11 protein-coding genes are annotated in these 23,941 nt (G+C 55.3%); 5 read left to right on the forward strand and 6 right to left on the reverse strand.

Features of this window, described 5'->3' with window-relative positions:
* The first annotated feature begins 86 nt into the window (after positions 1 to 86).
* Genes ABX962_RS01420 through ABX962_RS01430 form a run of 3 tightly spaced genes read left to right on the forward strand, consistent with a single transcriptional unit; the run spans position 87 to position 4,766 of the window.
* Positions 87 to 506 (forward strand): hypothetical protein, encoded by a 420-nt coding sequence (locus ABX962_RS01420; RefSeq protein WP_372715921.1) that lies wholly within the window; start codon positions 87 to 89, stop codon positions 504 to 506.
* Positions 506 to 3,037 (forward strand): FG-GAP-like repeat-containing protein, encoded by a 2,532-nt coding sequence (locus tag ABX962_RS01425; protein WP_372715923.1) that lies wholly within the window; start codon positions 506 to 508, stop codon positions 3,035 to 3,037. The genes ABX962_RS01420 and ABX962_RS01425 overlap by 1 nt, the downstream gene beginning before the upstream one ends.
* Positions 3,012 to 4,766 (forward strand): MBL fold metallo-hydrolase, encoded by a 1,755-nt coding sequence (locus ABX962_RS01430; protein ID WP_372715925.1) that lies wholly within the window; start codon positions 3,012 to 3,014, stop codon positions 4,764 to 4,766. The genes ABX962_RS01425 and ABX962_RS01430 overlap by 26 nt, the downstream gene beginning before the upstream one ends.
* Positions 4,767 to 4,932: 166 nt before the next feature.
* On the opposite strand, the gene ABX962_RS01435 is transcribed toward ABX962_RS01430, so the two are convergent.
* The 6 genes from ABX962_RS01435 to ABX962_RS01460 form a co-directional block, all read right to left on the reverse strand.
* Entirely contained in the window at positions 4,933 to 6,039 is a 1,107-nt protein-coding gene (locus tag ABX962_RS01435) for a DUF1559 domain-containing protein (protein ID WP_372715927.1), read from the reverse strand.
* A gap of 178 nt (positions 6,040 to 6,217) precedes the next feature.
* A complete protein-coding gene (locus ABX962_RS01440) occupies positions 6,218 to 6,433 on the reverse strand; it encodes a hypothetical protein (RefSeq protein ID WP_372715929.1) in 216 nt (71 codons plus the stop codon).
* A 437-nt stretch (positions 6,434 to 6,870) separates the two neighbouring features.
* Entirely contained in the window at positions 6,871 to 9,915 is a 3,045-nt protein-coding gene (locus ABX962_RS01445) for an FG-GAP-like repeat-containing protein (protein WP_372715931.1), read from the reverse strand.
* Between the two features lie 92 nt (positions 9,916 to 10,007).
* Complete coding sequence (locus ABX962_RS01450) at positions 10,008 to 13,025, reverse strand: FG-GAP-like repeat-containing protein (protein ID WP_372715933.1); 3,018 nt, start codon at positions 13,023 to 13,025, stop codon at positions 10,008 to 10,010.
* 108 nt (positions 13,026 to 13,133) lie between these two features.
* The gene (locus tag ABX962_RS01455; protein WP_372715935.1) at positions 13,134 to 17,909 is read right to left on the reverse strand and encodes a PVC-type heme-binding CxxCH protein; all 4,776 of its coding nucleotides are present in this window, start codon (positions 17,907 to 17,909) and stop codon (positions 13,134 to 13,136) included.
* 154 nt (positions 17,910 to 18,063) lie between these two features.
* Positions 18,064 to 19,050 (reverse strand): NAD-dependent epimerase/dehydratase family protein, encoded by a 987-nt coding sequence (locus ABX962_RS01460; RefSeq protein WP_372715937.1) that lies wholly within the window; start codon positions 19,048 to 19,050, stop codon positions 18,064 to 18,066.
* A gap of 689 nt (positions 19,051 to 19,739) precedes the next feature.
* On the opposite strand from ABX962_RS01460, the gene ABX962_RS01465 reads away from it, so the two are divergent.
* Together ABX962_RS01465 and ABX962_RS01470 are read left to right on the forward strand one after the other, a co-directional pair.
* Positions 19,740 to 22,946: a tetratricopeptide repeat protein gene (locus tag ABX962_RS01465; RefSeq protein WP_372715939.1), complete on the forward strand. Its 3,207-nt coding sequence runs from the start codon at positions 19,740 to 19,742 to the stop codon at positions 22,944 to 22,946.
* Entirely contained in the window at positions 22,946 to 23,896 is a 951-nt protein-coding gene (locus tag ABX962_RS01470) for a MotA/TolQ/ExbB proton channel family protein (protein ID WP_372715941.1), read from the forward strand. Before ABX962_RS01465 ends, ABX962_RS01470 begins: the two co-directional genes overlap by 1 nt.
* The last annotated feature ends 45 nt before the right edge of the window (positions 23,897 to 23,941 follow it).

Here is a 23,941-nt window from a genome sequence, read left to right on the forward strand (position 1 = left end):
TCACCCTCGCGGTCCTCACGCTTGCAACCGCGCTCACTAAACTCGGTTGCGTCAGCGAGGCCCCAGCCCCCACGACGGAACAAGCTTTGTCAATCGTTACAGAGCCTTACCAACAAATTGATGTTGAAATGATGGCCAGCGACTATCGACTTTACTTTCGCTACCCTGGGCAGGACCGCGTCAGCGGGACCAACGACGACCGATTTGGCAAGCAGCATCTTTTCGTGCCTGCAGGATCTCAGGTTCATTTACTGCTAAAAAGCCGTGATTTTGTCTACACGGTCGAAATCCCCCATGCCAAAGTCTATGAGATCGCCGCTCCTGAGTTAGTGTTTGAGGTAGACTTTACCGCTCCGCAAGCGACAGGCACGTTTGATTTACGAAGCAGCCAAATGTGCGGATACAATCATCCCGAACTATTGGGCACCCTGATTGTGCAAACCGACCATGAATTCCATCGCACCATGCAATCACTTTCGACGACACCTCCACCACCGGTTCAGTGATGAAAAACGACAATGTTTTCCGGCACACGTTGACGACGCTGGCGTTAACGCTTTTGACAATGCACACCGTAGGGTGCCGGCAATCAACACAATCCTCCTCTGATGACGAGATCGCGAAGCGAGCGAATCGGCAAGTTATCGAAAACGCTGCAGCCGACTCACCGTCACCCGAGTTAAAAATCCTAGGCACAGTGCCACCGTTCACCCTGACAGACCAATCGGGGCGTCAGTTCAGCCGCGATCAACTCAGTGGCAAGGTCTGGGTTGCGACATTTATCTTCACCCGCTGCGGGATGACTTGCCCCGCCCAAACCGCAGCATTCGCCGAACTGCAACAGAAGTTGAAAAGCGACAATGCTTGGGGTGTCACTGAACTCGTCTCGTTTACGGTCGATCCTGAATTTGACACGCCACATGTATTAACACAGTACGGCAAGAAATCTCACGCGGATTTCGAACACTGGCATTTCTTGACGGGGGATCGAGGCGTCCTGTGGGACTTAAGCAAGGATGGATTCAAGCTTCCGGTCACGTCACCACGGGACGCAAACACCTTGATCGCGCACAGCCAGATGTTTGTTCTGGTCGATGGCAATGCTCAGATACGCGGGTACTATTCAGGCTTGTCTCCGGAAGCCAACGTCAAATTGAAACAAGACATTCACACCCTACTGGATGATCAAAGCCCTCAGTGGAAAGATCGTGTGAACGAAATTGCCGTTCCTGAGGACGTTCGTGATCCCCAGTGGCTGACCGATCGGGCGGAACAACAAAAGGCAGATGTCGCCGCACTGGACATCACTAGCGATTTCCAGTTTCGTGATTCACGAGAAGACAGCGGAATCCAATTCAAGGACGAAGTTGTCGACGATGTAAAACGAGCATTCAAAGCAGCTCACTACGACCACGGCAGCGGAATTGCAACAGCCGACGTTGATAATGATGGACGACTCGACATCTACTTTGTCAGCCAATTTGGACGCAATGAACTTTGGCGGAATCAAGGTGACGGCAAGTTCGAAAATATCACCGAGTCCGCGGGCGTTGGAGTCTCTGACGAAGTTTCCGTAGGCGCATCGTTTGCCGACATCGACAATGACGGCAACGTGGACTTGTATCTAACGCGAGTGCGTGCCCCAAACAAATTATTCCGTGGCGATGGGCAAGGGCATTTTGAAGACATTTCCGATACGGCCGGAGTGAACCACGTTGGCCACTCCTCTGGCAGCATCTTTTTCGACTACGATCGAGACGGACTACTCGATCTGTTGCTGACAAACGTGGGCAAGTACACAACGGAAGAACGAGGAAATGGCGGATACTACCTCGCTTACCCAGCAGCATTTACCGGCCATTTACATGACGACCGCGTCGAAGAAAACATCCTGTTTCACAACTTAGGTGACGGACGCTTCGAAAACGCCAACGAGCAACTCGGTTTCCATGACGCAAGTTGGTCAGGCGACGCCTCGGCGATCGATGCAAACAACGACGGATGGCCCGACATCTACCTGTTAAACATGCAAGGCCACGACGAATATTACGAAAACGAACAGGGCAAACGATTTGTCAAAAAGAGTCGCGAGCTATTTCCCCGAACTGCCTGGGGCACAATGGGAATCAAGGTGTTTGATTTCGACCGTGACGGTCAACTCGATCTCTACGTGACCGACATGCACACCGACATGGTGCACGACCTCAAACCCGATGAAGAAAAAAGCAAGATGCGGCGAAACCTGCCGATTAAAATGCTGGCGACCGACGGAAACCACATCCTGGGCAACGCGTTTTATCGCAAAACGGGCGTGAACCAATTCGAAGAACTCTCTGCAGACATCGGCGCTGAAAACTACTGGCCATGGGGCATTAGCGTTGGCGACTTGAACGCAGACGGATTTGAGGATGCCTTTATCGCCGCCAGCATGAGTTATCCTTATCGCTATGGAATCAACTCGGTATTACTTAACGATCGCGGTCAAAAGTTTGTCGATAGCGAATTCGCATTGGGAGTTGAACCCCGAAGCAAAGGAACAGCCCAACCATGGATGGAACTTGATTGCAGTGGAGCTGACCGTGGCAACAAACATTGCCAAGGCCAGGGGGGCAAAGTCCTCGTCTGGGCCGCTATCGGAACTCGCAGCAGTGTTATCTTTGACCTCGATGACGATGGCGACCTCGATATCGTCACCAACGACTTCGGCGGAACCCCGATGGTGCTGAAAAGCAACCTCAGCGATCAGCATCAACTGCGTTTTCTGAAGGTCCATCTCGTCGGCGACGAGTCCAACCGAGACGGGATTGGAGCGATGGTCGAAGTCACGCTTGGTGACCGCAAACTGCTATCGGTGCACGACGGCAAATCGGGCTACTTGTCTCAAAGTCGTATGCCGATGTACTTCGGACTTGGCGATTCGGACAGCATCGACAAAATCGAAGTCACCTGGCCATCCGGCAAACAGCAAGTTGTCCAAGGGCCGATCGAAACAAACCAGCAAATCACGATCAATGAAAAACCCGAAAACGACAAGTGATGCCGCAGCGTTGTTAAACACGAAAACATCAACTCGCGACACGCCAAGCGAACAAGACGCAAAGCATCGTGCGAACGCATTACGAATTGCCTTGCTTTTTGTTTCTGTCGTTTGCGGATGCAAATCTCAAGAGGATGCGGATCTTGCCAGACGACTTCACACACAACGACTACGAACGGAAAGCCAGTCAACCTCTGATGCAATCGCCCCCAAGGACTATCCGTCGAATTGGCTTGGGACGCGAACGACGACCGTAGCACCCGGCGTGCACGCGTTTGGCGATTTGCAACCCAGCGCTGCGTTCGCAATTGAATCCAGCGAAGGCGTCATCCTGATTGACACAGGATTGGACGAAAACGCAACTCGATTACGCGAGCTTTTCTTTTCCGTGCAATTACGGCTCGAGGATGTTCGCTATGTTTTGCTTACCCATGCTCATTACGACCATGTCTTTGGCGCAAATAAAGTGCGTGAAGTTTCCAATGCCATCGTCTGCGCTGGGGCAGAGGATTATAAAGTGCTGAGCTCGGCTGATCGATTTGCCTTGTTCTCACTGTTTCCAAAAACGGAGTTCTCTGGCAATCCGATACGAGTAGATCGGCAGCTCCACGACGGCGACGTCATTGAATCTGGCGACGTTACCGTACGCGTGATCGGTTGCCCTGGACACACACCGGGAAGCATGTGTTATCTCGTCGAAAAAGAGGGCCAACGAATTATGTTTGCCGGCGACGTGATTGCTTCGCTGAACTTCGGTCCTGCCACCTATCCAGTGCATATCTCGCCTCGATATCGTGGCAATGCAGTTGCCTATTTAGAGACCATCAATCGCCTGCTTCAGATGGAACCGCCCGACCTGCTGCTAACCGGGCACCCGCGACAACAAACCCGGTCGGAATCGATTCGAATCGATTCGAAAAAATGGAAAGAACTACTCGAGCCGGCCAAACAGGAACTGCAGATCGCGGTTGATCGTCAAAATAGCGATGGTCCTGATTTTCTTGATGGGGTACCAAAGCAAATCGAAAAGGGGCTTTATTACTTCGGAGAACTCGACGGAATCGCGGTTTACGGTCTCATACGCTCCGATCGATTCGTGGTGTTCAACGCACCTGGGGGCGATCGTTTCGCCGACTTCCTAAAGGCTCAGTGCAAAACCCTGCAACTGGATTACCGTACCCCTGACATGGTCCTACTAACGTCGAACACAGAAACACATTCCAGTGGGCTAAAATCACTCGCGGGCGTATCGCAAGTAGTGACTCCGCAGTTGCCAGTGACGTCAGCCGAATCATCCTCAACGAAAATCGACCTCTACGAGGAAGACTCGAAACAATTTGCCGACCTTGCGATCGACTCACTATCGATTAGCCATGCAGGGATGCCCGCTCTCGCATTCCGTTTTTCGGTGGAAAAAAAGCAAGTCCTGGTCACTCCCTCGGTGCCTCGTAATATCGGTCTTTGGTGGGTCACGCGAAGAAACGGCAGGACGAAACAAAGCTTCGTGGAACCGCAAACGTCGGAACTGAAACAAGAGCTCACCGCATCATCTCAACGGGTCAAAGACTACCTCGATTCGTTACAAAAGCTCAGCGAATTTAGGCCCGACATTTGGCTTCCCACGCTACCTCGAACCGGCCAAAATGCCAACGTCTACGATCAACAGTGGTCGCTGACCATCGATGCCAACCGCGACGCGGTGACGCATTTAATCGACAGTACCGAGTAGCGATAAAGATGCAGCAAACTCCATAGCTAACCAAGACAAATCCGCAACACAAATAAAAAGCCCAGGCTGCGAGGCTATCGCAATTCCTGGGCTCTCAAAACTTAAACCGATGTATCTCTTTGCCTAGGGACAACATGAAGACTTCCCCAAGGCCAAAGCCGACCTGCTACTCAAGCTGCTTGGTTTCTTTTCCGTCCTTGGTTCCGAGGGCTCCCCACAAACCGTAGGGGCTCTCTTGTCCTGGGACCGAACCGGTGCGAGGAATGTTGCCCTTGGTTTGATCGCCCGATTCGATGCTTTCGGTGATGAACTTGACCGCACCATCGGCAAACAACACATGACATCCACCTTGGTGGCGACTTGCCATCGTGTAACTGCCATCGGATCCGTCGCCACCCCATAGACAACTTTCCTTGTTAGGTGGACGCACGGTGTTCACGCTGGTAAACATCGGACGACCATCGGCCCAACGCTTTCCACGTCGTTGATCGCCGGCACCTGTATTGCTGGCATCCTTGTAGAACTGGGGACGCTGCGGATCGACATTGTCGACGTAGCACTGCTGAGGATTGTCAAAAAACGGATCTCGCTGATCCATCTTGGGTTGGCCAATAATTTCGAGCCGGCCAGCGTCAGTGACGATTTCACCCGCCATGATGGTGTTACTGGTTCCGTCCAAAATGTCTCGAAAACCGGTGAAGTAACGGGTTTCAAAAACGCCGCGCAGACGCTGCTTGGCACCTTGGTCGCCAACCGTTCCATCGGCGTTCACTCCGCCGGTATGAGTGGTTTGAAAACAATCTCCGATACAGGCAGAGTAGTTATTAAGCCCTGTCTCACCAGGAACTCCCACGGTTGGATCGCTGGGGCAACGGTATGATCCGACGGTGGTTCGCCAGGGATCATAACCTTTATCCCAAGGCACAGGGCCCATCGCCGGATAAGTCCCCAGCGGATTGGCGATCTGCTCGTACAAAGCTTGCTGCTCGATAAACGGCAGCACCGGAATTAACCAACTGAGGATCTTGGCATTATTGACGGGACCACCATGGGTGCCGCCTGATTGCATCGGCAGCTTGTTGTAGGCGGCATGGTAATTATGCAGCCCCAAGCCAATTTGCTTGACATTGTTACTGCACTGCATGCGACGAGCCGCCTCACGGGCTGCCTGTACTGCGGGCAATAGCAACCCTACTAACACGCCGATAATCGCGATCACGACTAACAGCTCGACTAACGTGAAGCCGCGCTGGCTTCGCTTGAAACGAAACATTTTAAACACTCCGAAAGAGAAAAGAACAAAACTTGAACACCACACTCGTCGCAACGCCAAACGCATCCCAGCTAGCGAACGACGACTAGCGAACAGCAGGCGGCTAGCGAACAGTGGGTGGCGAATGAACAAAACTCAACGCGAAAGGGCCCGCTCGCGACCACCCGAACCGTCGCGACTATCGATACTGCTTGTCTCGCTGCTGCATCTCCTGCTGCGATTCCATGTACGACTTTTTCAACGCCTCCATCTCCTCGGGCGTCTGAACGTTCTCTGGTGGCGCGGTCACCGTATTGGGTGCCGTCCCTCCGCAACCGACGAACAAAGGGGCAACCAAAATCAAGGCCAGCAAGCCAATTGACTTTTTACGCATCTCAATTGAGATATTTTCCATAGTAGAATTCCGAATAAAAGTTTGGGGAGTCACACAGCTGTGAACTGATGGAACCATAGGGCTGCACGTTCGCTGGAAACCAGCGATCAGAAAAGGTCCGCAGCAACCAGCTAACGGAAAATGCAACCGCACAAATTGGAGTCTACTCGATTCATCGGCTCGCCCCACAAAAAAAACAGGGACAACCAAACTTTTTGCATGAATTTTTTACCCGCTGGAAAACAGAGTGCTTCAAATGTTCTGCAAGCAGAAGAAATTCGCACCAAGACCACAAAACGGCGTCATTCACGTACGAAACCAAGTTCCACAGCACGTAAACTTCCAACAATGCCATCGGATCTCCTATCGCGATGAAGACCCAAAAAAGAGAAGAGAGGACAGAAGATGAGTTTTATCACCACCAGCCTTCACTATTTCACCGCGTATCGATCGGGTCGCTAGCGTCGCGGCAACGGGAATGCCTGTCCGCTTCCTTCGCGAAGCAAGAACTCGCCGCCGCGGTTAAGGGATCCAAACATTTCTCGCTTTCCGCTGGGCCACTGGACGCTAATTTGCTCAGCCCCAGCAGCCTCGGCCAACCCAAAACGGACACATCGCTCACTAGAACATTGATACCCATTGCCAGCGAATAATTGCCCGACGTACGGCTTTCCTGCGATTTCGACAGACACGATGGCTCCGATCGCATCTCGATGCCCCTCGGTGCCTTTCAGATAGAACGCAATCGAACGCGGCGATCTCGACGATCCAAGTTCTGCGGAGGACGACGTCGCCACCGATTGGTTCACTAGCAGCGATACGGGATCGAACAAATGCGTGACCAAGGCATCTTGGCGTCCGTCACGATCGACATCCAAATGGATCAAGCTACGAGCCAACCGCTTTGTGCGGAAATATTCACCAAGTTGATCGGGATCCAAAAGCGACCATTTCCCATCGGATTGGCGATGAAACAATTGCATTGGCATACGGTAGGCGTCCCCTTTGTAACGAAAGTCATTCAGATGTCCGTTGGCCACCATCAACTCGAGCGAACCATCGTTATCCGCATCGAACCATTGAGTGCCAAACGCGAGCAGCGGCATCGTGGGCTCGGCGAGCCCCACACGCGAGGTCAAATCGGCCCACATTCCAGGACGGATCTGTTCGTAGTAGGTGTTGTATTCTGCGGCGAAGTGGGTCAAGTAAAAATCAAAATCGCCATCCCGGTCAGGGTCCCCCACGGCAATTCCCATTGATGCCTGAGATAGCGAGCGACGATCGACCGCCAGCCCTCGAACGACCGCTTGCTCACTGAGAGCAAACGCACCATCGCGATCGGTTGCTGCCGACCAAAAGTGGTTTGCCGCCATATCGTTGGCGACATACACATCCAAACCGGGAATCTCGTCGAATTGCCCCACGACGATCCCAAGACCATGAGCGGAGTCATGTTTTTCAAGCCACGTGTCGGTCACCTCGACAAATCGCCCCTCGGGCTGTCCTTGCCACACGCGGTCGGACTGGGCCGGAAAGGACTTGGGCAGACACGCCATGATTTTGCCTTCTTCTTTGCAAGGCACTTCGAACGGATCACGACCATTGCAGTAGCCGACATCAAACAAATCGGCGTAACCATCTTGGTTGATGTCAGCGATCGCTACCGACGTGGTCCAGTCATTCCCCCTTAATCCCGACGCGTCCGTGACATCGGTAAACGTGCCATCGCCGTTGTTTTGATACAGACGATTGCGTCCATAATTTGCAACGTAGATGTCATCAAAGCCGTCACTGTTCACATCGCCCACGGCAAGCCCCTGAGCGAACCCGGCGTCCCCCAGTGCCGCCTGCGGCGTCACGTCTAAAAATTGCCCTGCCAAGTTTCGAAAACATCGATTGGGCGACGAATTGTCCTGTTGGGGAGTGCCATCCATCGCGGTGAGATAAACATCCCCCCAGCCGTCCAAATCGAAATCGATTGCGGCTGCTCCGCCAGCCCCGGATTGATAGATCCACAATCCTGCTTCGCCACGATCGGGGGTTTGAACCGCGCAGACATGATTCAGATTCCGCGATGCAGCTTGGTCTTCAAAACGGATCCCCCGCCCCCCGCTGCCTGATGGCGACGCTTTGGCAATGGAGTTTCGTTTGCCACTTGCCCAACTGACTGCGGGGAAATGGGATAAGTCGAGCTCCTTCGCGATCTTGCTCTCGGGCAACTGCCAAGGCGTTTTCGCAGTCAGCGTCGCACGAACCGAAGCATAAACCTGACGTAGCGAAGGGTCGATCGCTTGGTCCATCATCGCTCCGGCACGAAGCCATCCGGCGGCTTCCCAGGGCCGCCCCAATTCTTGCATCGCCTTTGCGATACGAACGGCGACTTGTTGTGAATTGTCTTGACGTGAATGCAGCAAATCGACGGCATCTCGCATCTGAGCAAGCTGTCCGGCACGCTCGGAGATCGCACGTGAATCGGCATCCCTCTGCAATTCCGCCAGCACGATCCCGAGCCGACTGAGCGCCTCGGCATTGTCATCCTCGCGCATTGCCGCTTCCCAATAGCCGCGGGCGGCTTGCTTGACATCTCCTTGACGCTCGGCCCAGATCCCGGCAGCCATCCAATACTGAGGCTCGTCTTCGATTCCCTCGGGCAGTGACGCAGCCCATGTTTGCACTGCTTCGTCGTCGTCCAACTCGACAATCGCGCGTCCATAATACGCGTGTGCAATTGTGAACTCGGGATATTTCGCGACAACCGGCCGCAATCGCTCACGCACCTTTGACCAGTCGTCTTTGTAAGCATCGGCGATGGACAGCGAGAATTGGGGGCGCAGATCTGCCGGATAATGCTTGAGCGAATACTCGCTCATCGCCACATTATTTTGCGGACGGGCCAGATCCGACAACATAATCAACTCGCTCACACCGGCGTGACCGCGCATGGCAAGCCACTGCAGATGCGGCCCGGCCTGATGTTGCATCCCCAGTGCCGCCAGCAGCCCTGCCAAGTCGGTGCGAACGGCGGGCTGGTTCGGGTACAGCTGCACTGCGGACTCGAGCGTCCGCACCGCTTCAAAGGGACGCCCCAGGTTCATCCATCCCTTACCGACCTTGTCCAGCAACGCCAGCGTTGGCTTTGGCGTGTTTTCGACTGCGGATTGATACAACTCGACGGCTTCACTGAATCGCCGTGACGCCGCCGCGATATCACCCGCAAGCTCGAGGACGACTGGATCATTGGGGCGGACCAGCAACGCTTCTTGAATCCTCGCCTGGGCCGCCGCCCAATCCCCTCGCTGCATCGCGAGACGGGCCGCTTCGTCTGCGGCCTCGACAGGCTGTTCCGCTATCGTCTCTGCTGCCCTCGGCGAATCCGTCGTCTCGCGGCCGCATCCCACCAACAACACTGCAGCCAAACAAAGCAGCACAAACCTCTGCGGCAGACCGGACCGGAAACTCGCTCCGAAGACAGATTCGCTTGGCGTATCACGCAAATATTTCATAGTCAAAAATAAGGGCGAATCGCCCCCGCCTTCGAGAATTGATTCAAAAACCACCCGGTGAGTGCAAAAGTAGGTGGCGTTGGACGACCGGCCTAGCGGGGAACCAGGCGGTCATCATTTTCGACCACCAAATAGCTGTGGTTCGTATCGACATCAGTAAAGATCTGCCGAGCTCCGGACGGCCACTCAATCGTGACCTCGGCGACTTGCGAATAGTCGCCCACCCCAAAATCGACGGTCGATTCATTGGTACACAGGTACCCATCGCCTCCGATCACCCAGCTGTGCCACACGTCATCGGCGTGCCGCACCGTCACGTGAGCTCCGACGGCATCGCGTTCGCTCGTGACGCCTACCAGATCCAGCCGCAACCAATGCCCGCCGGCGGTTTTGTTTTCCAACAAGGCAGCGGGAGCATCGAGATGATTCGCCACCAAATCGGGGCGTCCATCGCGATTGAAGTCCAACTTCGCCAGCGTCCGCCCGAGGGTCGGCGTGGACCAAAACGAGTCCGCGTCGGTGGCGGTCACGTCCAAGGCAAATCCGCCGTGGTGACCGCGAAACAGCTGCGGCGGCATACGAAAGGGGATCTCAGGCGTATTGTTTTCCACCGGATCAAACACGTGACCATTCAAAACGGCAAGATCCAACCAACCATCGCGATCAAAGTCGGACGCTTGCGTCCCAAAGGCCACCGTCGCGCGACTCGGATCGGCGATCCCGTACTGGGCGGCATAGTCGGTAAAAAACCCGCCGGTGCGCTGCAAGTACAGATTGGCAGGTTGCTGCCAATAATTGGTTACATGCAAATCCAACAGCCCGTCGCGATTGAAATCCCCCGCGGCGATCCCCATGCATCCCTGTTCCTCGCCGCTTGCACCGGAGGCACAGCCACGCAGCGCCGCTTGATTGACCATCCCAAACCTTGATGCGACACCCCCATCGCGGCTGACCCAAAAATGGTTCTCTTTGGTGTCGTTAACGACAAACAGATCGTTACCTGCGGATTGATCGAAATTTGCGATCACTCCCGCGAAGCCGTAATTGGGCGTTTCGGCAAACCGGTTATCCATTTCCCAGGAACGCCAATTCCCGTTTGCATCACGCCGTAGAATACGATCGTTCGCTTGTCGAAAAATTCGCGGAGTGCAGTCAAATCCCTGCCCCCAACACTGTGCCGTCAGCGCCGCCGGATCGTCGATGTAATTGATCTCGACGATTTCAGGCAAGGCATCCCCATCGAGATCGCCCACCGCGATGCTGGTGGTCCAGCCGCCGGAGCCTGCGATCGGTGATTCGGTAAACGTGCCGTCGCCATTGTTGATGTAGATCAGGTTAGCACCGATGTTCGCAACCACGAGATCTAAAAAGCCGTCCTGGTTCAAGTCGGCTGCGGCCACGCCCTGGCCATACGATCGATCATCCACGCCAGCGAGACCGCCCAGTTCGGCAAACTGATCGCCAGCATGGTTTCGGTACAGCCGGTTCGGCTGCGAACCGTCGGGCACATTCGGCAACCCTCCGGCTTGGCAAAAATAGAGATCGGTCCATCCATCCAAATCAAAGTCAAACGCCGCGATGCCGCCCCCGGCGGTTTGGTACATCACAATATGGGCATCATTGGCCGATTGATTATTGAGATACTGAAAATCGATGCCTCGCTTCGCTGCGACATCCACGAGTTGGATAGGAGCGGCTGGACCGGACGGGGTACCTAGCGGCGAGCTTGCCGACGAGGCGGGATCGAGCTGAAAGCGATTCGAGCCGGAGGTGGCCGCGGCGAGCGACGGCAGATCGGGCAGCGGATATTGCGACGGATCGACGCCACAAGTCAAAAAAAGGGGGTCGTCGACCGCCGTGCCGCTCGTCGCCAATTCCTCACGTCTTTCACGAAGCTCGGGCAATTTTTGATCGAGTTCGTTGCGATCGTGTGCCGCGATAAACTCCCACGCCACCGCCTCCCAAGGCCGATTCACTTCGTTTAATTTCGCTGCCAACCGCTGCATATCTTCGCCCCGCGTTTCTCGGCCAAAGCCAATATTGATGGCCCATTGCCAACACTGCTGCAAAACCTGCTGCCGGGCGGCAACACGTTCTGCGGCCGCCGAATCCCCGGTTGCCGCCAACGCTTCGGCCAGTCGCAAATAAGCCACCCGGTCGGTCGGATCTTGTACGACCGCCTCGCTCAAACAGCGAACCGCCACCTTGGGCTGGCCACGACGCAGCATCCACTGGCCCATCGCGGCCCAATACTCGGGCTCCGCTTCGATGCCCTGTGGCAGCATCGCCACCCAACGTTCAAGCAATTCCTCGGCCTGCATCGCGTTATAGACTCGGCCCACAAAGGCTGCGATTGCGGTCGACTCAGGAAATTCAGCATACAGCTGCTCTGCTAACTGACGCGACTCGGGCACTTCGTCCTGCACCAATAACCGCTTGGCTCGAGCCAATTGATGCAGCGGTGACCCCGAGGCAAAATCACTCTGTTCATCATGAAACGGCACGCTAAGCGTCGTTAAACTCAGCAATTCCTTCTCCGTGACGTCGCCTAATCGAATGAGCTGACGGACATGCTCGGCAGCTTCCACGCGTCGACCTTGCGAATTCAAAAGCGACGCCATGCGGCGATGCAGCGGGGGCAAATTGCCAAAACGCTCGATCATCTCTTCGAAACGGGATTCCGCCTCAGGCAACCTTCCCGCTTGCATCAACCAATCCGCTGCCTGTCCCTGGGCCGCCAATCCGGCCTGCGGATGATCTGCGGGGATCAGCGTCAGATACTCCAGCGCATCGTCCAATGCTCCGCGTCCGTGACTGCACCGCGCCGCAAGAAACAACATCGGCGGATCGGTGGGGTCGAGGGCCAGTCGGCGGCGGAGTCCTTGCTCTGCTTTGTCAAAATCGCCGGCATCGATCCATTGCTTGATTTCGTCGATGCTGACATTCGAATCGACGCCGGATGCGACGTCCGCTTGCGACGGGGGAATCGTCGCAGGAATCTCGGCCTCGGCCGCTGGCGTTTCCGATTGCGGAGCAGGATTTGAGGGTCGCTCGCAACCGACCGAAACAAGCAGCAACGCAATCCCGCCCAAAAAAACAGAGAGGATCATGCATCGATCAGCGCGGCCGGAAAACTGAATCACGTTAGAGGGACATCTTCAAATTAGGAACGAAACAGAACTTAGGTTCGACGAGCGACCCCTCCTTATACTGTAGCGTCACTTCAAGTAGATGTAATCGAGTCCGAACATGAACGCTTGGGTGGCGGCGGGGTTGGCTCCGGTCAATTCGACCTGGATTTGGTTGCCTCCTTTATTCAGCGAGTGGGTGCCCAACGACACCGGGCCCGTCGCCACGACGTCGGCTTTATGGAACAAATCGATCGGCGAGGACGCTGGGGCATCATTGATCGAAAACTGAACGACGCCGTAATCATGAGCCTTGGTCATCGCCACGAAAACTTCGTATGTCCCTGCTTTCTCGACGTCAATCGACAACGTTAACTTGTCGCCGGGCTTGCCACCGGTCCACCACAGATGCGTCCCATCGCTCCATTTACCGGCCTTGAACCCACGCATATTTTGTGGCTGCACCCTTCCTCGCGACACACTCAGCGACGTCGCGGTTTCGGCTTCGACGGCTCCTGCGACGCGGTTCGTTTTCGGGTCGATCACCGGCACCGAACCGGGCAGCGGCACTTGAACGGGACTAGCCAGATAAGCAATCAGATCTCGCACCTCGTCCGGCGACATCGGGTCCAATTGGCCTTCGGGCATCATCGATGTTTTAGAAAGCGTTCGCTCTTCAATCTCTTCTTTGTCGAGAATCACTTTTTCGTTGGCGGTTTGGATGACGAGTGCCGTCTGCGTTTCATCCTTCAGTAGTCCCGTGATCACGCGGCCGTCGGTTGTCAGCACCTGAGTCGCTTGATAATCGCGTCCGATCAGTGCGTTGGGATCAATGATATTCTGCAGCGAGTAATCGATATCGGCTCGATTGGATCCGGTGATATCGGGACCAATGTCGCTGCCGCTGCCAAACAATCGATGGCATTTGCCACAGGTTTCGTTGAACAGGACACGTCCGTGAGGAAGATCGGCTTTGCTGAGCACCTCAGCGGTCAGCTGCTGCTTTAATCGTGCAATCCGCTCGAGTTTTTCGGCTGGCGATGTTCGCGCCGTCCCCCACACGTCGTTCACTCGCTGAGTCAGCAAATCGTCACCGAGCGATTGGATTTGCCGGATCGTAAACGCCGACAAGTCACCGCGAGGGATCTTGCCATCCGACACCGCAGTGAGCAGTTCGGCGGCAAACGAGACTCGCGAAGCCAGAGTGGCGATCGCATCGGATTTTTCGTCATCCGAGAAGCGATCGTAATAAGCGATGATTGCAGCAGCGCCCTCAATCTCACTGTAATTGGCCATGCCGCGAACCGCTTGACCACGCAGACGCGTGTCCTCTAACAACGAAACGAGCACGGGCAGCAGTTCCTTGTCCTTCCCGCTGACCAGCGCCGCCAGGGCACTGGATCGCGAGTTTGCATCGAGCTGAGCGTTGGTGACGATCCCACGCAGCTGAGGAAAGATCGAAGCATCACCAAACTTGACCGTGATCGATTGGACTTGCGTGGCAATTTGTGGATCCTCGCTGGCGGCGAGTTTCTCGTAGACCGCCGGCCACTGCTTGGGCATTTTCAAACGAGCTTGATTGGCGATCGCCGCCGAGATTTCCGACAACACCATCTTCTGCGTTTCGATGTCCTCGAGCGTGGCGAGCTCGGCCAAGAGGTGATTGATCGCGTCGGGATCGGCCGCGGCACGGCGATAGATAAATTGCCGGACGACCGGCAAACGTGCCTGTTTCGCCAACGCGAGCGCGCGGGGCGCGTCCTCGACGACCAACGGCTGCGCCGCGTACCAAACCATCAATGGCAAATTCGCATCGGCGGCGTCGTCGGCGTGCCGGACCAGCCCCGATAAAATCGACCAACGATCATCGATCGGCAATCGCTGCAGCGAACTCGCCAGCGTCAAGCGGACGTGGGCCGAAGAATCGGTCGCTGCGATGTTGGCCAATTTGGGTAGCAGCGAGGTGTTTGAATCTTCCATTTCCAACTGGATCGCCCAAGCCCGCAGGTACTCGGATTTGTGGCTTTGATCGTCAAGCAGTCGCTCGATGTGCTGCGTCGTTAACAGCCCACATGCGTGCAGCGTCCAGACCGCACGCAGTCGCACCGGCACCTCGTGCGAACCAAACGCCAATTGCTCGAGCGATGCGGTGAGCTGCTCGTTCTGTTGTGAGTCCAGCGGTGTTTGCGATCCGGCGGCAAAACATCGAGATTGCAAGATGCGTCTAGCCATTCGCGAATACCACTCGTTTTCATGAGTGTGGTAGGCCACCAGAGTTTCATTGTCTTCGATCGACAAATGAACCGGTTTGGATTCGGTGCTGCCAAAGCGGATTCGAAAGACACGCCCGTTGGTACGATCCCAAACTTCACGATCGGTGCGGTGGCACGCATTTTTGTCGTACCAATCGATCAGATAGACACTGCCGTCGGGTCCGTATTTCATATTGATCGCCCGGAACCATCGATCATTGGCGAACAGAAAATCGGCGCCGTGCGAGGCAACATAGCCGCTGCCCGAGCGGCGAAGCAGATCGTTGTTGATGCGGTTGCCATGAATATTGGCCATTAACATTGATCCCCGATACTGGATTGGCCAATTGTCACCCTGATAGATCATCGCACCACAATGAGCATGACCACCGCCTGCGGCGCCGGTGTCATTGAGTGCACTTGCTTCGTTACGGCCACCCCACCATGCATGGTCGCCAATACTGCCGACGTAGTGGGCATGGTCGGCGATCGTTTTTAGATCGTCGTAAACGTAGGGATCAAAATGACGCCCCGCTTGCCGTTGGTATCGCCCACCTTGGATGATGTGATACATGTGCGGGATTACACATGCTGTGACAAACGCTTGGCCATACTCGTTGAAATCGACTCCCCATGGATTGCTGGTTCCGTGCGCAAAGACTTCGAACGTATGACGGATCGGATGGTATCGCCACACGCCGGCGTTCAGCGGTGTGCGATCGGCATCGGCGGTTCCTGGCGGCCCGACTTTGGAATGCGTGAACACGCCGTGGCATCCATACAACCAACCATCGGGTCCCCAGATGAAAGCGTTCAGTGTCTCGTGCGTGTCGTGGTACCCAAAACCATCCAACAAAATCTCTGGTTCACCGTCGGGAACGTCATCGCCGTCGCGGTCGGCGATGAACATTAAATAGGGAGCCGCGCCGACCCACACGCCACCAAATCCGACTTCCAAACCGCTGACCAGATTGAGCGATTCCGTGAACACCTTTCGCGTATCGAATACTCCGTCATGATTTTCATCTTCGAGGATGATGATTTTATCTTTTCCCTCGCCTTGCGGAGCACGGGTGGGATAGGTGTGAGCTTCGGCGATCCACAACCGACCACGATCATCGAGCGTCATGGCGATCGGTTGATGCACCATCGGCTCACCTGCGGCCAATTGAACGCGAAAGCCCTCGGGAACGGTGATCGCCTCGGCTGCCTGCTGTGGCGAAAGCCCCTCGTTTTCAGGCAACCCGTTGGTGGCGGCGCGGGCACCGGCGCTGCGGGGCCGAGGCGACCACCTTGACGCATCCACGTCGGCGCGGGGACGACGTTGTTGCCAATGCACGAACGTCCCTTTCTTGTTACCGACGAAGACATCGAGGTCTCCGTCGCCATCGAGATCGGTGAAGTTCACCTCGGTTCCGACGCCTGAATCATCGTCGATCAAATGCGGAATCCACTGTACCTGTTCCGCTTCGCGCATGTTCTCACCCGCGTTCTCGCCCGCGTTCTGAGCTTCGGCTGCGGCGCCCCGAGACAATTCGAACCAATACACGACGGCCGGATCGCCCGGATTTGAATCTCCTCGCGGTCCATGTGCCCAGTGACGCTTGCCAGTCAGAATGTCATCCAATCCGTCGCCGTTGATGTCCACGAGCTCGACGGCGTGGATTTGTGAGAAGCAGACGCCGTATGGATTTTCGGCTGCCGTCGCCCCCATGATCTGGTGCGACTTGAACGTGATCGCTCCATCGGCTTGGATTTGTTCGTACCACACCAGTCCAAACCCATGGGCATTGATCGACGTGATGACGTCGTTATCCCCGTCGCCATCAACGTCCGATGCAAACATCTGCGCTCCGCCGTTGCCTGGCGAAAAGGCAAACGGGTGCTGCTGCCACAACGGATCTGCCTCGAGCGAATCGGGCTGTTTCCACCAACCATTTTTTTCGATCAGGTCCAAGCGGCCGTCGCCATCGATATCGCCGATGCCGAGCCCGTGAGTGAAGCGACCGCCGGCGACTTGGGTCGAGATGCGGCGGAAATGCCACGGAGCTTCAGGAGTTTCCGAATTGATTTTGGCAAACCCGAAATAACCATCTTGGCTGCAAACGATCTCGCGTTTGCCGTCGCCGGTGATGTCCACGAACGCCGGTGATTCATTGTCCACACGATCGAGCACCTGGTGCCGAGGCCAAAAGCGATCAGCCCCCTTGGGGTTCTCAAACCACGACGCATCCTGGCCCGGAAACCCAAACACCAACACGTCATCCCAGCCATCGCCATTAAAATCGTCGGTGTAGGCAAAGAAGTTATTCGAATAGCCGTGAGGGTCGAAGACGTCTTGGGCGTAGAATCGCTGCGCAGTTTTGAAGTCCGGGCCTGCATACCAGAACGGTCCCGAGGCGATATCGGGCACTCCGTCGTGATTGAAGTCCCCCGAGGTGGCTCCCTCGCTGAAGAATTCGCCCGAAAGCTGCTGGGTTTTCCAGCCTACAGTTTTCCAGTCTACCGTTTTCCAGCCCGCAGTTTTCGAGCCCACAACGGCCGGGTCGGCGGCGAGAACCGTCCCTGCAGCCAAAATCAAAGTGGCAATGAAAAAGTGACGCACGACAACCATTCACTCACTCTCCAGTCCAGCGGTTTTAAGCCGACGAAGTCACGCCAGCCTTGCTCGCGAAAGACGTTTTCGCGACGGGGGGGACCAATGAGTATAGCTGGAAGCGAGAGAGGGGGGTGCAGTGAGGAGGTGGCAGCGAGAAGTTCGAAGCCTTTTAGAGCGCGGATTGGTATTTCGCGACCGCGTCGATGATCCCGTCAAGATCTTTGGTCGGTGCGTAGCCGATCGCTTCACGAATTCGCGTCAGATCGGGAACACGGCGGCGAATGTCTTCGAACGAATCATCGTACGCGTCGGCGTAGGTTTGGAACTCGATCGTCGCTTTCGGATTGACTCGCTCGACAACTCGTTGGGCCAACTGCAAAATCGAGACGGGGACATCGCTGCCGATGTTATAGACGCGGCCAGCGGTATCCGGCTTGTTGACCAAATCCGAAACGGCTCGAACGACATCGTCCACGTGAGCAAAACATCGCACTTGATGGCCATCGTCATGAACCACCAGCGGCCCTCCACGCAGTGCCGCTTCGACAAACCGCGGCAACACCATCCCATAGGCTCCGGTTTGCCGAGGGCCGACGACGTTAAAGAAGCGACCGACAACGACGGGCAACTGTTTTTCTTTGTAGAACGCGAGCCCCAAAAATTCATCAATCGCCTTGGAAACGCCGTAACTCCATCGCGGCTTGGTCGTCGCACCAAACACGAGATCGTCCTCTTCGGACCAAACCTCTTTTGGGTTTTTGCCATACACCTCGCTGGTGCTGGCGATGAAACAAGGCACAAATTTGCCTTTGCTTGCTCGTTCACCCAAGCGATTCAAAATCAATTGAGTGGGATAGACGTTGCGTTCGATGGTTTGAATCGGCTGCTTGGCAATCAGTGCAACGCCAACGGCGGCCGCCAAGTGATACACGCGGTCGGCGCGATCGACGATTTCGTTGACCAACGACTCTTCGGTGACCGACCCTTCGATGTACTCGACGTTGGGATTGTCCAGCAGCCCTTCGATGTTGTTCTTGCGTCCGGTCGACAGGTCATCGACCACAATCACGCGGTGTCCTTGCGAAAGCAGCGATTCCGTCAAATGCGAACCAATAAACCCCGCACCACCCGTGATTACCGAAGTCAGTTCACTCACCGTTGATCCGATCATTAAAAAAGAGAAGAAAAAGTTCGCAAGCAGAAAGACACGCAGCGGCCGTTTAGTGTATCCGAAGCGTCGCATGGCGTATCGGGGTGAACAGCCCACTGCCCCTATCTGCCCCCAATTACCCAGCCAAATCGCGACCTGCCGCTAACGAGCCGCAGTGGCAGTTAAACCGCCAGCAGAGCAAAGTAGCCTCTTTGCCATCGTCACCGAGAGCATCCGTTTGCTCTAACCTGCACAGCATCGAGTCCCCGCGATCGGTGGATCGAGCCGATTTGGCTGACACCTTATCCTTTCGGCAAGTTATTGCACGGAGCATGGGAATCAGCACAAAAGTGACGAGTAGGAAGGGTTTCCAGATTGAACGGATGCTACCAAATCGGGGCTCTTGTTAAACTGTAATGGGCTTGATCGTGAAACTATCGCCTGTGCCGCCATCTCGTTAGAATTAGTCGTTTACGAGATCGCACGGTTCTCGTTTTAATAACAGGCTCGCACCGTTCGACAAATTGCTGAAACACCGTTTGCTGAAACACCTACGCTCATCCGGGGGGGTCATGTTCGTGTTGAAAACGCAGGTCCGCTTAAGCCTGTTCCGAATCGATTTTTCTAGGATTGATTCTTATCACCAATCCATTGTGGGTTGGCTTGCCTGCATTGCACTGTTGGGCACAAGCGGTTTGAGCACGCGTGTTTGGGCGGAAGAATCAACCGAAGAATCGATTGCAGCCTACGCGGACGCCGCGAATTTCCAAACCAACGGCGCCCTTGAGCTAGCGATCGAGCATTGGCAACGTTTTCTGAAGGAGTACCCGCAGGACCCGATGGTGTCCAAGGCGGCTCACTTTTTGGGCGTTTGTTACATGCAGCAAGAGAATCCGGATTACGTCGCCGCCTCGGACGCGTTTGCTCGTGCCCTGAAGGACGCGGATTACGAACTACGCGAAGAGAGTCTGGTGAATCGCGGATGGTGTCTCTATTCGGCCGCTGGCGAGGCCCCCAATCGCAACAAAGATCGGTTGCGAGAATCGATTCAAGCATTTGAAACACTGCGAAAAGAATTTCCCAAAAGTGCATTCCTCGATCGTGCCTTGTTCTACAGCGGTGAGGCGGCTTATGGGTTGGGGGATGCTAAAAAAGCAATCGCAAACTACGACCAATTGTTGGCATTGCCCACCGCGAAAGAATCTCCACTGCGATGCGACGCGTTGTATGCACGAGGCGTTGCCTACGAAGAGCTTGACCAATTTGACAACGCGGTGGCATCGTTTCGTCAACTCTTGGGCAGCTGCGAAAAGAGCGATTTAGTCACCGATGTCCATTTGCGGATCGGCGACACCGCCATCATGAAGAAAAATTACAGCGAGGCGATCGAATCGTTTGATGCTGCGATCAAATCGACCGACAATGCCGAAGATCTGTCGTACGCGATATTCCGGCAAGCGTTCGCATTGGTACAGGCGAACAAGCCAGGCGAAGCAGCCAAGAAGTACGAACAACTGCTAAACGATTTCCCCGATTCACCGTACACCGCGTCGGCAACGCTTGCCTCGGCGCAAAGCACCTATCGAAGTGGTGATACCGACGAAGCGGCGAAGCGGTTCGAGCGTGTTTTAGAACAGAACAATCCAGAAGCATCGACCGAAGCGGCGCATTGGTTGGCGCGAATCCATCTTGGCAAAGGGGATGCGGCCACTGCGTTAGCGATCGCGAAAAAGCAACTCGACAAGGCGGCCGAAGGCAAGTTTGTCGCGTCGCTGAAATTGGATTTGGCAGAAGCGTTGGCGATGAACCCGGACACGCTGAAGGAGTCACTCGAAGCGTTCGAACAAGCGTATCGTGATGCGCCGGACGACGAGCTCGCCCCACGCGCTCTCTACAACGCGGCGTTCTCGGCGCTGCAGCTGAACGAATCCCAACACGCGATTGAGTTGGCGACAGAGTTTCTGAAAAAATTCCCCAGCGACACACTCGCTCCGGATGTTCGCTTTGTGAAAGCCGAGAGCCAGTTTCTAATGGGGGATGCGGCCGGGGCCGCGGGTCTGTTCAAAGAATTGGTTGAAAATTCAGACCCGAACGACATGCAGCAGCGTCCCATCTGGATTGTTCGCGCCGCCACGGCACTCAATACGGCCGGGCGGATCAACGAGACGATTGCGATGCTCAAGAAAGAAGCGGACCAATTGCCTGAGAAATCACAGCGTGCCGAAGCTCAATTGCTGCTCGGCCAAGCCTATTTGATGGCAGGCAATGCCACCGATTCCGCGAAGGCGTTCCGTGCCAGTCATGAAGCGGATCCAAGTTGGCCTCGCGCGTCCGAAGCGCTGCTGATGTCGGGCCAAGCCTTGTTCGCCTCTGGTGACAGCCGCTCGGCTCAATCCGCTTGGAGCACGATTATCGAAGAAGATCCGAACAGCCGGATGGCGGATCAGGCGCGTTTCAAATTGGCTCAACTCGCCAGCACGCAACAGAATGCAACGCAGGCGATCGAGCATTACAACGAGATCATTGCTTCGGGTGCCGACCCCGGATTGATGCCGTATGCATATTACAGTCTCGCTCAACTGTTGATGGAAAACGGAAAACACAACGATGCCATGAAGTCGCTGGACACGCTGCTCAGCGATTACGCGGGGCACGCGATCCGCGGCGAAGCGTTGCTGGCACGAGGCATCGCCGAACGCAATTTGAATCAAACCGATGCCGCGCGTCGGGATCTCGAAGCCTATCTGGCGCTCGACCCCAAAGGGATGAACCTCGGTCACGTGCTCTACGAATTAGCGCTCATTGACCAGAAAGAGAAGCAGCCCGAAGAAGCGGCCAAACGGCTCGAACGACTGGTGGCCGAAGTCCCCAACTATCCCGATTTGGACAAAGTCTTGTACGAGTTAGGGTGGTCGTATCGCGAGTCTGGAAAACAGCAGGCGGCGGTGGATTCGTTTACGAAGCTAATCGCCAAGTCCTCGAACACCTCGTTGACCGGTGAGGCGGCCTACTTTGTCGGCCAAAATTATTACGAGAAGAAAGATTGGCCCGAAGCGGCCAAGTACTTTCTGGCCTCGGCAAAAAACACCACCGATTCCGAACTGGCCGAAAAAGCATTCTATCGACTCGGTTGGTCGCACTTTAAAGCCGGTAACATTGACCAAGCCGCCGATGCGTTCAAGCAGCAAGCGGAAAAGCATCCCGACGGCTCGCTCGGATTCGACGCCTTGATGATGGTGGGCGAGTGCCGATTTAACGAACAGAATTACGAAAAAGCACTTCGCGGATTTGAGGTCGCGCGCAAACAAATCCAAGCGAATGATGACACGGCGAAAACGGTGCGGGATGCGGCGGACCGCCAAGCCAGAGAGCTGGTGCTGCTGCACGGAGGCCAGAGCGCTGCTCAACTGAAAAAATGGGAAGAAGCGATCCAGTGGTACGATGAACTTCGCGGTCGCTTTCCGTCGACTCAGTATCTGGCTCAGGTCTTTTATGAAACCGGATTTGCGTATCAACAGACCGGTGACAACGAAAAGGCGCTGCAATGGTTCGCTGAAGTCGCTGACAATTACCGCAACGAAATCGCGGCGCGGGCGAGATTCATGATCGGCGAGATCCATTTCGCAGACCGACGTTTCGACCTCGCTATCCCCGAATTCCAGAAAGTCATGTACGGCTTTGGCGCTGAACAGGCCCCCGAATCGATCAAAAACTGGCAAGCCAAAAGCGGGTTCGAAGCGGGCCGATGCAGCGAACTGTTAATGCAGCAAGCTCGCACAGCGGCCGCCAAACAGAAATCAAAAAACTTCGCGGTTAACTTCTTTCAGTATGTTGTCGCAAAACATCCGAAGCACGAACTGGCGGGAAAAGCACAAACGCAATTAGAGGCTTTGAAAAAGTAGTGAATTTTACGAATCACAATCCGAATCGACTGCACCGAATCGCGTTGGCCGTGGTGGTTGCCATGTTCGTGATGCTCTCGCTTGACACCCTGGTCCTGCACAGCCAAGACACGGGAGAAATGCGTTTCGACGCAGCGGAGATTCAATCGGTGATGCAGGATGAAAACCCTGCCCCGGATACCGCAATCGCCGAACCGTCGTCGATTGATTTGCTGTCGCTGATCAGTCGCGGGGGTCGGTTTATGATCCCGATCGGCATCATGAGTCTGTTAGTCGTCGCGCTGGCAACCGAACGGCTGTTGACGTTGCGACAGAGTAAAATTATTCCCCGCACGTTGGTCGACGAACTGTACGCAATCTCTGAGCCAGCGGAAAACTTTAGCCCCAATATTGCCTATCATACTTGCAACGATTTCCCTTCACCTGCGGCGACGGCAATCCGCACGATGTTGCTGCGAACCGGACAACCGATTGGCGAGATCGAAGATGCTGTCAAAGAAACGATTCAGCGTGAAGCCGATGGGCATGCCGCCCCGATTCGATGGCTCAATCTGGCCGCTGCCGCAACACCCTTGATGGGGCTGCTGGGTACCGTGTGGGGCATGATTGTTGCCTTTCATGAATCGACCACGTTGACAGCCGATCGCAGCCGCAGCGAACAATTATCCGAAGGCATTTACACGGCACTGGTCACCACCTTGGCGGGCTTGATCGTGGCGATCCCGGCGGCGATTTTTGCTCAATACCTCGAAAACCGACTGGCGAAATTGTTCAATCAGATTGAAAAAGTCGCCTTTGATCTGACCCCGCGAATGGCTCATTTTGTCGGTCGCCGAAGACTCGACAATCAAGGCATGCTGCACAACATCGAGCGAGCCAAGATGAACTCGGAACCGACGCGTCCGCCTGCGCCTCCGGTGCCACCGAAGGTGCGAAGTGAGGCAAATTAGAACGAGCCATGGCTGTTGAAATCAAAAAATCGACTGTCGCCGGAA

It is taken from the genome of Novipirellula sp. (assembly GCF_041583735.1).
Taxonomy (GTDB): Bacteria; Planctomycetota; Planctomycetia; order Pirellulales; family Pirellulaceae; genus Novipirellula.

Coding starts and splice junctions, on each gene's coding strand:
- ABX962_RS01425 (WP_372715923.1), top strand. CDS start 506: ATGAAAAACGACAATGTTTTCCGGCACACGTTGACGACGCTGGCGTTA.
- ABX962_RS01430 (WP_372715925.1), top strand. CDS start 3,012: ATGAAAAACCCGAAAACGACAAGTGATGCCGCAGCGTTGTTAAACACG.
- ABX962_RS01435 (WP_372715927.1), bottom strand. CDS start 6,039: ATGTTTCGTTTCAAGCGAAGCCAGCGCGGCTTCACGTTAGTCGAGCTG.
- ABX962_RS01440 (WP_372715929.1), bottom strand. CDS start 6,433: ATGGAAAATATCTCAATTGAGATGCGTAAAAAGTCAATTGGCTTGCTG.
- ABX962_RS01445 (WP_372715931.1), bottom strand. CDS start 9,915: ATGAAATATTTGCGTGATACGCCAAGCGAATCTGTCTTCGGAGCGAGT.
- ABX962_RS01450 (WP_372715933.1), bottom strand. CDS start 13,025: ATGATCCTCTCTGTTTTTTTGGGCGGGATTGCGTTGCTGCTTGTTTCG.
- ABX962_RS01455 (WP_372715935.1), bottom strand. CDS start 17,909: ATGGTTGTCGTGCGTCACTTTTTCATTGCCACTTTGATTTTGGCTGCA.